The following is a 12,478-nucleotide window of genomic DNA, read 5'->3' on the forward strand; positions in this document are numbered from 1 at the left end:
GGCCGAGCTCCCGCTATCAGCTCAGGGCTTGGGGGCCTCGCGGGTGGTGCGCACCCACTCGCCCTTCTTCTCCTCGGGGCGGCTGAGCATCAGCCACACCTTCCAGGCCACGTAGAAGGGCGCCCAGGCCAGCGCCGACAGGCCCGACAGGCCCATGCCGGACACCCACCAGCCGCGCATCACGTAGAGCACCAGCGACAGCACGCTCGCCGCCGCCACGTACGCGGACAGCGTCACGTGCCCCTGCCACAGCGACAGGGCCCCGGAGGCCACCGTCACCGCGCCCGCGCCCAGCACCACCCAGCTCAGCGGCGGCACCAGCAAGTCCATGGCCAGGTCCACCAGCACCTTGTCGCCCTTGCGCAGGCCCTCGGCGAGCAGCGGCAGGCCGAACTTGCGCGTCATGGCCATGCGCCCGCCGTCCCAGCGGCGGCGCTGCGAGCGCGCGGCCTTCTCGCTCGTCACCATCTCGCCCAGGGCCTCGGCCTCCCAGGCGTAGTGCACGCGCTGGCCCGCCTTGCCCAGGCGGATGCCGTACTCCAGGTCCTCCACGATGGAGAAGGCCTCGTGGGGCACCTGGCGGATGATGGCGTGGGTGAAGCACATGCCGTTGCCGCGCAGGCCGCACGAGACGCCCAGCCGCTCCCGGCCCAGCGAGCGCACCTTGTGGAAGAGCGCCATGGCCACCGCCATCAGCCGGGTGCGCCAGGAGGCGTGCGGGTTGAGCACGCCGTAGTGCGCCTGCACCGCCTGCGCGCCCGCCTCCAGCCGCAGCGCGAAGGCGTGCAGCAGGTTGGGCGTCACCTCGGTGTCCGCGTCCACCACCACCACCGCGTCGGCGAAGCCATCCGCGAGGCTCCGCTCGAAGGCGAGCTGCAGGGCGTAGCCCTTGCCGCGCAATTCCTGGTTGTGGCGCACCAGCACCGTGGCGCCGGCCTCGCGCGCCCGGTCCGCCGTGGCGTCCGAGCAGTTGTCCGCCACCACGACGATGCGCCGCAGCTCCACCGGATAGTCCACCCGCGACAGGTTGGACACCGTGCGGGCGATGCCCGCCTCCTCGTTGTGCGCGGGGATGATGATGTCGAACTTGAGCCGCGGCGCCACCTGGGGTGGTGCCTTCTTCTCCCCCGACAGGAGCGTGAGGAGCAGCAGGTACCCCGCGGCGAGCAGCACCGGCAGGGCCAGGAGGACGAGCAGCAAGTCGAGAATCATGGGGTGGACTTCACAGGGGGTGCTTTAGCGGGAGGAGGACTGCGTCTCGAACGAGGGGGCTTCCAGCTCCGCGAGGACGGGCAGGCCCAGTCCACGCCGGACCTGCCAGGCCTGCAGCAGCTGGCCACTGAGCACGTCCCGGGCGAGCGCCGCGAAGATGCCCAGCAGGAGGCCCGCGAAGATGCCGCCGATGGCGATCACCTTCGCGTTGGGCTTCACCGGCGTGCGGGGGAACTCGGCCGGGGTGAGCACGGTGTAGCGGTACTTGAAGGAGGCCTGGGAGATGTCGCGCTCCAGCTTCGCCCCGTCGATGCGCTTGCGCAGCTGCTGCATGATGATGGTGCGCGCACGCACCTCGTCCAGCGACACCGCCGCCTTCGGGTTCTCCGACACCGCCGGGAGGATGCCCATCAGCACGCGCTCCAGGCCGTAGGGGTCCGGCACCGGCTCGTCGGGGAAGGGCACCGCGCCGCCACCGAAGCGCGCGTACTCCTTCGTCAGCTCCTCCTCCTCGGCCTGCAGCACCGCCGTGTTCGGCGAGCCCTTGGCCCTCAAACCGTTGATGCGCTGTTGGATCTCCACGATGTTGGGGTGGTTCTCCCCGTACAGCTTGCGTTGGGCCACCAGCTCGGCGTTGAGCCCTTCCAGGCGCCGGTTGTGCTGCTCCTCGGAGTCCGAGATGGCCCGGCGCTTGGCGCGGATGAGGAAGCGCAGCTCCGCCAGGTGCTGGTCCGTGTTGAAGCCACCCACGCGCGGGTCACCCACCGCGCGGCGGCGTTCAATCATGATGGCCGAGAAGACCTTCTCGAACTCGAGGAAGGCCTTCTTGTAGTTCTCCGTGGCCAGCTTCTCGTGCTCCTCGAGGATGGCGAGCGCGTCGGTGATGCTGGCGTTGTCCTCGCGCTGGCGGGCCTCGAGGAAGCTCAGCTGGGCGGCGTCCACCAGCTCGTAGGCGAGCTGTGGATCCGGCCAGGTGATGCCGAGGGTGACCTTGCCATCATCGGTGTTCACCACGAGGGCCTTCTCCAGCATGCCCACCATGGCGTCCAGCTTGATGTCCTCGCTGGGGCGGCCGGACAGCAGGTTCATCACCGTGTCCTTGAAGCGCAGCAGCGGGGCGCGCGTGGCGTCCCAGCGGTCCAGCAGGTTCACCCGCTTGATGAGGGCCACCAGGTTCTCGCGCCGCATCACCGCCTTGGAGGCGGCGAGCGTCACCGAGTCCACCTCGCCCGCCGGGTGCAGGGGGTTGGGCGGATCCGGATCCAACGCCGGGATGCGGTCCGGGTTGACCAGCGCGGCGATGGTGGAGGCGCGCTTGGGCAGCAGCGAGGCCTGGGCGTAGTAGCTGCGCGGCAGGAACTTGGCGAGCGCCAGCCCCAGCGCCGCCACCACCACGAAGGTGGCCAGGGCCAGCAGCTTGTGGCGCAGCACCGCGTTCTTCACGAAGCCCGCGTAGTCGCGCAGCGCCTCCCAGTCGAAGATCTGGGCCTGCGCGCGCTCCACCTCGGGCAGCTCGTCACGAGGAGCCTGGGACATGACCGCTCTACGCCTCCTTCCGCGGGCGCGCCGCCATCACGCGCTCCACCTGCTGGCGCAGCTCCTCGGGGGTGAAGGGCTTGATGAGGTAACCGCTCGCGCCCGCCTCCTCCGCCTGCGCCCGGTCCATCGTCTGCGTGCGCGCTGAAATCATCAGCACCGGCACGTCCTGCAGGCCCGGCGTGGCGCGGATGTGCTCACACACCTCGTAGCCGGAGATGTCCGGCAACGTCAGGTCCAGGCACACCAGGTCCGGCGTCTGCTCGGCCAGGAGCTCCTTGGCCGCCTGTCCGCTGAAGGCCTCGAGGACGCGCGTGTAGCCGAGGCTCTGCAGCATGTCGCTGAGCATCCTGCGGAACATGGGCGAGTCCTCCACGACGAGGACGGTTGTTCCTTGCTGCTGCATAGAATCTCTCAGGCCTTTTTCTCAGTCTTCCATTTGCGTCCAAACCGATAGGACGAGGAAGGCGTAGAGGAAGTTGTACGCCACGAACAGAGCCACCGCCCGTTTTACGCCACGCACCGCGTTGCGCTCGCGCGCCGCCAGGCTCGGCAGGATGAGGACGGCGTATAGCACCGACATCAGGATGAACTTCTTCATGGCCTGGTGCGCCTAAAGCCTACCACGATCATAGCGGACCACCAATCCAACACTGGTGTACCACTGGACGGCTGGCTGGCTGCCGATGACCACGTGCTTCGTCCAGGTGTACACGCCCTTGCCCTGGGCGAAGAAGTAGCGCGAGAACGGCAGGGGCCACAGCGCCTCCACCTCGGCGCGCGCCTCGGCATCGTCCCGGTGGACCCCCGTGGTGAAGGGGTGGGCATAGCGGAGCTTCGCCAGCACCTTCGCCTCGCGCCGGCCCTTCCATTCCAGCTCCAGGCCCGCGTCGGCCCGGGGGATGAGCTTGGTACTCAGGGGATCCATGTAGGGCAGGTAACGCGCGCGCACCTTGGCCTTCACCGGCCAATGGTTGCCAAGGGGGATGGGGGTGTTGAGGGTAGCCTCCAGGGTGGGCATCGCCAGGTGGGTCGGCAACTCGTCTGGTCGCCGGGGGTAGACCCGACCCACCGCGATGCCGGACTCCAGGCTCAGGTCCACCAGGGGGGTGAACTGGTGCTGGATGCCGGGGGCGAACTGGAGGACGGAGTCGCGGTTGCCGGTGGAGAACTCCACGTCCCGGCCGTACAGCGACAGGGTGAAGTAGTCGCGCCGCGTGGCGCCATAGAAGGACTGGAGGCGCAGCTCGGGGTAGCGCTGCTGCGGGTAGGCCGCGCTGCCGCGCCGCAGGGGGCGCACGGGACCCTCCAGCAGACCGTTGACGACCCAACCGAGTGTACCGGCCACCGACAGGCGCTTGATGCCGAGCGACGTCCAGAAACCCGCCGCCGTCTCCGTGTAGACGTATGCACTGTCCGTGCGGCTCGTCGCGCCCACGGGGGTCGCCGGCAGGCCGATCTTACCGACGCCCGCGTAGTCCTCGAAGGGGAAGGCGCCGAAGGTGGTGGTGTGGACGGCGATGAGCGAGAAGTCGCGGCGCAGCTTGTAGTCCGCGCGCGTGTAGACGGACTGGAGGATCTCCAGCGACGGCTTGATGAAGGACTGGCGGATGAGGAACTGCGGCTCGTAGATGAGCTTGACGTCGAGGCGGTTGGTGTAGAGGTAGCCCTCGAAGCGCGGCACGAGCATCAGGTCCGTCACCACGGGGGAGGCGGACGTCTCGGTGAGCAGCTTCGTGCGGGCCACGGACTCGACGCGGGCCGAGGCCTTGTATTTGACGGCCGGGGCGGAGGCCACCAGCAGCCAGCCGAGGGCCAGTGCGGGCAGCGCCATGCGGCTACTCCACCACCAACACGTCGCCCGTCTTCAGGCGGAAGGTGGGCGCGGAGCCCTCGCTGCGGGTGAGGGCCTCGTAGGTGAAGCGGATGCGCACCGGCGTGGCATAGCCGGGCTCCTTGCGCAGCACGTAGATGGCGTCGTCGCGCGCGTAGTCGGTGAAACCGCCGGCCTCGGAGAGCGCCTGCAGGGGGCCGGAGCCGGACTCGAGCAGCTTCTTGCCCGGGTTGCGCACCTCGCCGAGCACGGAAATCTTGATGGGCTGGGCCTCGTCCACGATGACGGTGACGACGGGGTTGGCCACCAGGTCCTTGAGCTTCGCCTCCATGGCGCGGGCGAGCGCGGCGGGCGTCATGCCGGCGGCGTCCACGTCGTTGAGCAGCGGCAGGCTGATGCGGCCATCGTCGCGCACGCGCAGGCGCGAGGAGATGTCACGCTGGTTCCACACGTTGACGTTGAGGACGTCGCCCTTGCGGATGAGGTAGCTGTCGTCCTGCTGCTGGGTCGTGGGCTCGCGGTAGTCGTCCACCCAGACGAAGCGGCCCGGCTTGTAGCAGGCGGGCAGCAGCAGGAGCGTGGCCAGCAGGGACCAGCGGCGGAGGGCGTGGGAGGAGGGCAGGCTCATGGAGGGCTTCATGCGGCGCGGACCTCGTCGGAGGAAGGCGGACCGGAGGGAGGCGTGCCGGCGGCGGGCGGGGACTTGCGGCGGTTGCGCACCATGCGCACCACTCCGAGCACCTCGTCCTTGCGCACCGCGCCGGTGAGGAGGATGAGGGACACGTAGAGCAGGCCGTCCACGACGAGCCGGGCGAGGCCGCGGACGAGGTCGCGCGCGTCCAGCCCCAGCTGGCCCATCAGCAGGTGGGCGGCGGTGACGGCGGCGCACACCCCCACCGTCTTGCCCAGCACGGCGAGGCTCCGCGTGTCCCAGGCCTTCGGGCCGATGGCGTATACGAGGACGATGGTGACGACGACTTCGTAGAGGGCCAGGGAGGTGGCCGCGGCGCTCGCGCCCCCCGTGACGCCCCGCCACTGCATGAAGGGGCCGATGAGCACCAGGTTGAGCACCAGCTTGAGGCCCACGGCCAGCACGGTGGTGCGCGTCACCGTCCACGGACGGTTGGCCGCCATCAGCCAGCTGCCGCACACCGTGGCCACGTAGGTGAAGACGAAGATGGGGGCCAGCAGCCGCAGCACCGGCGCCGCCGGCAGGTAGGCCTCGCCAATGAGCAGCCGCACCCACGTCTCGGCACCCAGCGCCAGCGCGAGCGTCACCGGCACGGACAGCGAGACGATGCCCTCGAGCCCCCGGCGGAGGATGCGGACGAACTCCTCCTCGGAGCTCGCCGCCGCGCGGGACATCATCGGCAGCAGCACCCAGCCGAGGATGGGCGAGAGCAGCATCGTCATGCCCGCGATGCCCCAGACGGCGCCGTAGTAGCCGACCTCGGTGGTGTTCGCGAGGGTGCCCAGCACGAAGACGTCCAGCGGCCCGTTGCTGGCGAGCGCCGCGTCGTTGAGGAAGAAGGGCAGGGCGGCCAGCAGCGCCGCGGCGGTGGCGCGCAGGTCCACGTTCAGCCGCAGCCCGGCATGCTGGCGCGTGAGGCGGAAGAGGAAGACGGCCTTGAAGAGCTCCGCGCCGATGAAGGGCGCGGCCAGCCAGGGCAGGGGCGCGCGGAGCAGCAGCATCGCGGCCAGCCCGAAGCCCCAGATGCACTTCATCAGGACGTGGGCCACGGACAGGCCGTCCACCTTCTCGTGCGCATGCAGCAGCGCGGCGAGGATGGCGTTGAGGCGGAAGAAGAACTGGTAGACGCCGAGCAGCAGCGCCAGGGTGCGCACCTCGGGAGGCGCGCCGCGCATGTGCATCACCACGGCCAGGGCGCCCAGCAGCACCACCGCGAGGACCCCCTGCAACAGCAGGGTGCCGCCGAAGAACTCGTTGGCGTGCTGCTTGCGGACGGCCACCTCCTTGCGGATGTAGACGTCCAGGCCCAGCGCGCTGAGGATGAAGAAGGCGGCGGCGGTGCCAGTGGCCCAGTTGTACTGGCCGAAGCTCTCCGGCCCCATGAGCCGGGGCACCAGCACCTGCAGGCCAAATCCGATGACGTACGTCACCAGCAGCGACCCACCCAGCTTCAGGGCGTTGCGCAGGGGCGTGTGGGTGTCCACCGGCGCGGGCACGGCCCGCGGGGTGGCCGCCTCGCTCGTCTGGGGCGTTTCGATGACGGGTACCTCGACAGGAATGGCCGAGCGCAGTGAACGACACAGGTACACCCCCGTCAAATACACGGATACATGTCTGTAGAGCGGGCGGCCGGGCTTCTCACCCCCTGAGAAGGCCCTGTGGGGTGGCCGACAGGGTGACTGCCTGGCCGCCCGGCTTGCTGGTAGGAGGGCTCCATGGAGACGTTCGAGCCCGAGCCGATCTTCCCGCATGAGCTCCGTGATGCCTGGCCCGCGCTCTCGCGGGACGAGCGCGTGGAGAGCTTCAAGCTGGTGCCCCACGCCACGGCGGACGACTTCTTCCTGTCGCTGTCCGCGCCGGAGCAGGCCGAGCTCATCCTGGCCATGGCCCCGGGCGAGCGGCGCACGTGGATGCGGCTGCTGGCCCCGGATGACGCGGTGGACGTGGTGCAGTCGGTCTCCGCCGAGCACCGGGACGCCCTGCTGCGGGAGCTGGACGAGGCCACGCGCCGCGAGGTGCAGGTGCTCCAGGCCTACGAGGAGGACGTGGCCGGTGGGTTGATGAACCCGCGCTTCGTGCGGGTGCGGCCGGAGATGACCATCGACGAGGCGATCGGCTACCTGCGCCGGCAGACGCGCGAGAAGGTGGAGACCGTCTACTACGCCTACGTGCTGGACGCGCGGCAGCACCTGCTCGGCGTGGTGTCGCTGCGCCAGCTCTTCCAGGCCGCCCCGGACAAGCGCGTGGAGGAGGTGATGCGGCGCGACGTGCTCACCGTCACCGAGAACACGGACCAGGAGGCCCTGGGCCGGCTCTTCGCCGAACAGGGCCTGATGGCCATTCCGGTGGTGGATGCCGAGCGGCGGATGAAGGGCATCGTCACGGTGGACGACATCGTGCAGGTGGTGCAGGAGGAGGCCACCGAGGACATCCAGAAGGTGGGCGGCATGGAGGCGCTGGACGCGCCCTACTTCGAGGTGGGCCTCCTCGACATGCTGAAGAAGCGCGCGGGCTGGCTGCTGGTGCTCTTCGTGGGCGAGATGCTCACGGCCACCGCCATGGGCCACTTCGAGGAGGAGATCGCCCGGGCGGTGGTGCTGGCGCTGTTCGTGCCGCTCATCATCAGCTCGGGAGGCAACTCGGGGAGTCAGGCCACCACGCTCATCATCCGCTCGCTGGCGCTCTCCGAGGTGCGGTTGCGCGACTGGTGGCGGGTGATGCGGCGCGAGGTGCTGGCGGGGCTGGCGCTGGGGACCATCCTGGGCGTGGTGGGCATCGCGCGCATCCTCATCTGGCAGGCGCTCTTCCACACCTACGGCGAGCACGCCTTGCTGGTGGCGATGACGGTGGGTGCGTCGCTGGTGGGCGTGGTGACATGGGGCACGCTCTCCGGCTCCATGCTGCCCTTCGCGCTGCGGCGGCTGGGATTCGATCCGGCGAGCGCCTCGGCGCCCTTCGTGGCCACGCTGGTGGATGTGTCCGGGCTCGTCATCTACTTCACCGTGGCCGCCATCCTCCTGCGCGGCACGCTGCTGTAGCCGGCGAGGGGCTTCATGAACGAGAAGAGACCGTGGGGGTTGCTGCTCAGTGTGTTGCTGGCCGGGTGCGCGGCCTCGGAGCCGGCGCTGCGCGAGCAGGAGGCGGAGCGGGAAGCGGCCGGGACGTGCCTGACCGTCCTCTGTGACGAGGAGGTGTGCGGCTTCTTCCGCTGCGAGGACGTGGCCGACGCCATGGCCGTGAGCGAGGGAGCGGAGGCCGCGCCCGGCGGCGTGGTGCAGGTGTTCGACCTGCAGGGGCTGGGTGTGTACCCGCCCGGCTACAGCGGTTCACCCATGCGGTACTGGGGCCGGCCGCTGCCGCTGCAACGGGAGCAGGGGGCCGTCTTCATCATCCCCTGGAGGAACCACCACCTCCGCAACCTGCTGCCGAGTCAGAAGCAGCTCATCGAGGAGGCCAACAGGAAGCTGAACCGGCCTCACGAGAAGCACCACATCTTCCCGCAGGAGTTCAAGAAGTGGTTCGAACGCAGGGGTATCAACATCCATCAATGGACGATGTGGATCGAGACAGAGCAGCACCAGCGCATCCACTGTGGTGAGCGTGGTGGTCCCTGGAACGCGGCGTGGCGGCAATTCAAGGCGGCGAATGAAGAAACCGCGACGAAGGAAGAAATCTGGAAGCATGCCTGGGAGCTGTGTGTGCGCTTCGGCCTGATGGCTCCCCTGCAGCCGTATTATGGCAAGACGCAGTTGCCTCCCCCCATCCCATTCTGAGGAGAAGATGAAGTACTACCGGCTGGACTCTGTTTCGTACGAGAGCGTGCGCTACACGGGGGAATACAGGGCTGAGCGGAGATGGGGCCTGCCCGGGCTGCATTGCCCCACATGCGGTGGGGACTGCGTTGGCTTGGAGTTCTACCCAAGCGTCGACCTCTCGGGATTGCCAGCGGCGAAGCAGCTCGAAGACGCCTGGCAGGAAACGGACGTCGAGAAGTTCGAACGCTTGAGGCAACTGGTGAAGCCGCTGGCTCCGGCCTGGGCGCGTCTGGCTCCTGGAGCCAGCTTCGGTCCACTCACCGGCTCGGCGCATGGCCGCTTCGCGCAGCTCTACACGCTGGACGGCGACACGGTGCTCATCCGCCGCGAGGCGTTGGATGAGCTCCATGCGGAGGGTCTGCGGGAATTGAAGGGGGTCCGCACCGGCCTTCGCTTCAGGCAGAGGAACGCGCCGGAGTTACTGGAACTGGAGGTGGAGATGCATGGCCTCTTCCACCCGGACTGCCTGCCACCCGGCAAGGTCGACCCCTGCGGCACGTGTGGCTGCTATCGCTTCCCCCTGCCCAAGCAGCCCCTGCTCGACGGGGCCTCGCTGCCGGAGCACCTGGACGCATTCCGGCTGCGCAACTTCACCAACGTCATCGTCATCACCGAGCGCTTCGCCGACACCCTGAACCGGTTGGGCTTCGAGGAGTTCTCCTTGCGCGAGCTCCCCGTGCGCTGAGTCCCCTGCCTCGGGACCTGGCGTCTTGCCTCCGCCCTGACTAGCTCGCGCCGCTGCCGGTCAGCACCACCGGCACCGTCTTGAGGATCAGGTTGATGTCGTTCTTGAGGCTCCAGTGGTCGATGTACTGCATGTCCAGGTACATCCACTCCTCGAACGAAATCTGGTTGCGGCCGGAGACCTGCCAGATGCACGTCAGGCCCGGGCGCACCGACAACCGCCGCCGCTGCCACGCCGCGTACTTCTCCACCTCGCTCGGAATCGGCGGACGCGGACCCACCACGCTCATCTCGCCGCGCAGCACGTTGATGAGCTGCGGCAGCTCGTCGATGGAGTACTTGCGGATGAACCGGCCAATCCGCGTGATGCGCGGATCGTTCTTCATCTTGAAGACCGGACCCGTCTGCTCGTTCATCGCCTCCAGCTTCGCCTTCAGCTCCTCGGCGTTCACCACCATGGAGCGGAACTTGAGCATGTGGAACGTCTTGCCGTGCAGCCCCACGCGCTTCTGCTTGAAGAAGATGGGCCCGCGGCTGGTGAACTTCACCCCCAGCGCCACGCCAATGAGCAGCGGCGAGAGCACCGCCAGCGCCGCCGCCGAGCTGACGATGTCGAACAGCCGCTTGAGCGCCATCTGGTGCGGCCGGAACACATGCGTCATGAAGTGCAGGTAGCCGTCGGAAATCGCATGGTCATCCACCGGCCGCGCCCGGTCGAAGCGCATGTGGTACGCCGGCAGCGCGAAGGGCAGGCCGAACTTCTCGCACAGCTTCACCGCCGCCTGCATCTCCGCCGAGTGCTTCAGCATGTTGCCGGCGATGTAGACCTCGTCCACCGGCACCGTGCACAGGATGTGCTCCAGGTCCTTCACCGTCCCCAACAGCGGCGCCGGCGGCGCCGTCGAGGCCGTCTCGTTGCTGAAGCTCAGGAAGCCGATGACCTTGCGCCGGTGCTTGTCGTTCAGGTCCTCGCCCGTGAGCCGGCCCATGGCTCCCACGCCCAGGATGAGCACCTCGTCCAGCGGCTGCTCCTGCCCCGACAGGTTGCGGAACAGCTTCAGGCGCAACAGCGCCACCGACGGCCACAACAGCGGCGGGAACAGGCTCAGCGCGACGATCCACGACTCGGTCCCCATCACCAGACGCGTGACGAAGAGCACCACCGTCACCACCATCACCTGGATGGAGATGAGCGCCAGGTCATCCAGCCGCTCGCGGTCCGCGAAGCGCACGTCATAGAGGCACAGCGCCGTGCCCACCACCAGCCACGCCACCACGCCCACCCCGAGCAGCACCCACACATCCGTGCGCTCCAGGTGCAGGTCGTGCCCCATCATCGTCGTGGAGATGAGCAGCGCGGCCACCACCAGCACCACGTCCACCGCCAGGTTCAGCTTGGCGGCGAACCCCGGCGCGAAGCGCGAGGGCAGCGACTCGGCGCGCTTGGGGCTCACCACGGACAGCTTCTCCGTCGTCTCCAGCGCCAGGCCCGGCGGCGGCGTCTCGGCGGGGCCCAGCCCCGGCGGCGGCGTCTCGGCGGGAGCCAACCCATTGGGTGGGGTCTCCGCACCCGCGCGCGCGCTCGTCGATGGCGGCTCGCTCGTGGTCACGTCAACTTGAGATGCGGGTCGCATGGAAGCCTTCCCTGATTCAACGCCAACAGAACCGCATGATAGGGGCCCGCGACGTCCGCAAAAAGCCAGGGATCGCGAACTGTTAAGACGGCACACCCCCTTCGTTGCGCGTTGCGCAGCGTAGAAGGCTGTCCCGAAATCCGTCAACCCTCCCTGGATTTTTACATTTTGATTGTTGCTCCAAGTGGACACGGATTCGCCCCGCAGTCCCATCACACACGCGCCGCTCTTGTAGGGGCATGGGATGTGCAGGTCATGAAAAGGACGTGTTGGGTCCTCCACGGGAGTCACCGCCATGCCCACCTCCGAGCCGCCCGTTTCCGCCGCCGTGGTGCTGTCGCGCCGTGAGCTGGACGCGGCCCTGTTCGATCTGGATGGCGTGGTGACGCGCACGGCGCAGGTGCATGCCGAGGCGTGGACGCGCCTGTTCGACGCGTACCTGGCGTCACACGCGCGGCCTGGGCCCTTCCAGCCCTTCACCCCGGAGGACTACCAGCGTTACGTGGACGGCAGGCCGCGACTGGACGGCATCCGCTGCTTCCTCGGGAGCCGGGGCCTCACGCTGCCCGAGGGCTCGCCGGAGGACGGCCCCGAGACGGAGACGGTGCGGGGGCTGGGCAAGCGCAAGAATGGCTACTTCCTCGAGGCGCTGGCGCAGCGGGGCGTGGAGGTGTTCGAGGGCGCGGTGGGGCTGCTGGAGCGGCTGCGGGCGGCGGGCTTCCGCACGGCGGTGGTGTCCGCGAGCCGCAACTGCGAGGCGGTGGTGCGGGCGGCCGGGCTCGCGCACCTCTTCGACGCCCGGGTGGACGGGGTGGAGGCGGGCAGGCTCGGGTTGCCGGGCAAGCCAGCCCCGGACACGTTCCTGGAAGCGGCACGGAGGTTGGGCGTGCCCCCGGCGCGCGCCGTGGTACTGGAGGACGCGCAGGCCGGTGTGCAGGCGGGCAGGCGAGGCCGCTTCGGTCTCGTCCTCGGCGTGCGCCGGGCGGGGCCGGAGGGCGCGCTGGTGCGGGCCGGCGCCGACGTGGAGGTGGCGCACCTGGCCACCGTGAAGGTGGAGGAAGGAGAGCCCTGA

At 68.9% G+C, this 12,478-nt stretch carries 12 protein-coding genes; 4 read left to right on the forward strand and 8 right to left on the reverse strand.

The window, feature by feature from the left end:
* Positions 1–21: 21 nt before the first annotated feature.
* From epsU to AC16DP_RS27945, 7 genes are read right to left on the reverse strand one after another with little or no spacing between them, the layout of a single operon-like run.
* Complete coding sequence (gene epsU / locus AC16DP_RS27915) at positions 22–1,212, reverse strand: exopolysaccharide biosynthesis GT2 family glycosyltransferase EpsU (protein ID WP_329731546.1); 1,191 nt, start codon at positions 1,210–1,212, stop codon at positions 22–24.
* Between the two features lie 24 nt (positions 1,213–1,236).
* The gene (locus AC16DP_RS27920) at positions 1,237–2,748 is read right to left on the reverse strand and encodes a GumC domain-containing protein (protein ID WP_329731547.1); all 1,512 of its coding nucleotides are present in this window, start codon (positions 2,746–2,748) and stop codon (positions 1,237–1,239) included.
* Positions 2,749–2,755: 7 nt separating this feature from the next.
* On the reverse strand, positions 2,756–3,154 hold the full coding sequence (locus AC16DP_RS27925) for a response regulator (protein WP_329731548.1): 399 nt from the start codon (positions 3,152–3,154) through the stop codon (positions 2,756–2,758).
* A 21-nt stretch (positions 3,155–3,175) separates the two neighbouring features.
* Positions 3,176–3,349 (reverse strand): hypothetical protein, encoded by a 174-nt coding sequence (locus tag AC16DP_RS27930; protein WP_329731549.1) that lies wholly within the window; start codon positions 3,347–3,349, stop codon positions 3,176–3,178.
* 12 nt (positions 3,350–3,361) lie between these two features.
* Entirely contained in the window at positions 3,362–4,582 is a 1,221-nt protein-coding gene (locus tag AC16DP_RS27935) for a hypothetical protein (protein ID WP_329731550.1), read from the reverse strand.
* A 4-nt stretch (positions 4,583–4,586) separates the two neighbouring features.
* Positions 4,587–5,222, reverse strand: a complete 636-nt coding sequence (gene epsY / locus AC16DP_RS27940; RefSeq protein ID WP_329731551.1) for an exopolysaccharide export protein EpsY — start codon at positions 5,220–5,222, stop codon at positions 4,587–4,589.
* Positions 5,219–6,862, reverse strand: coding sequence for an oligosaccharide flippase family protein (locus tag AC16DP_RS27945; RefSeq protein ID WP_329731552.1), 1,644 nt, complete (start codon positions 6,860–6,862; stop codon positions 5,219–5,221). The genes epsY and AC16DP_RS27945 overlap by 4 nt, the downstream gene beginning before the upstream one ends.
* 126 nt (positions 6,863–6,988) lie before the next feature.
* On the opposite strand from AC16DP_RS27945, the gene mgtE reads away from it, so the two are divergent.
* Genes mgtE through sitI6 form a run of 3 tightly spaced genes read left to right on the forward strand, consistent with a single transcriptional unit; the run spans position 6,989 to position 9,773 of the window.
* Positions 6,989–8,311, forward strand: a complete 1,323-nt coding sequence (mgtE, locus tag AC16DP_RS27950) for a magnesium transporter (RefSeq protein WP_329731553.1) — start codon at positions 6,989–6,991, stop codon at positions 8,309–8,311.
* A 15-nt stretch (positions 8,312–8,326) separates the two neighbouring features.
* Complete coding sequence (gene sitA6, locus AC16DP_RS27955; protein WP_329731554.1) at positions 8,327–9,046, forward strand: SitA6 family polymorphic toxin lipoprotein; 720 nt, start codon at positions 8,327–8,329, stop codon at positions 9,044–9,046.
* Positions 9,047–9,053: 7 nt separating this feature from the next.
* On the forward strand, positions 9,054–9,773 hold the full coding sequence (sitI6, locus tag AC16DP_RS27960; protein WP_329731555.1) for a SitI6 family double-CXXCG motif immunity protein: 720 nt from the start codon (positions 9,054–9,056) through the stop codon (positions 9,771–9,773).
* Between the two features lie 40 nt (positions 9,774–9,813).
* Here the strand turns inward: sitI6 and epsZ are convergent, their stop codons facing one another.
* Positions 9,814–11,382 (reverse strand): exopolysaccharide biosynthesis polyisoprenyl-phosphate hexose-1-phosphate transferase EpsZ, encoded by a 1,569-nt coding sequence (gene epsZ, locus AC16DP_RS27965; protein WP_483956891.1) that lies wholly within the window; start codon positions 11,380–11,382, stop codon positions 9,814–9,816.
* Positions 11,383–11,701: 319 nt separating this feature from the next.
* Between epsZ and AC16DP_RS27970 the strand changes: the two genes are divergently transcribed.
* Positions 11,702–12,478 carry an HAD family hydrolase gene (locus AC16DP_RS27970; protein WP_329731557.1) on the forward strand — a complete coding sequence of 259 codons (777 nt, stop codon included), beginning with the start codon at positions 11,702–11,704 and terminating at the stop codon, positions 12,476–12,478.

Source organism: Archangium sp. (assembly GCF_057119385.1).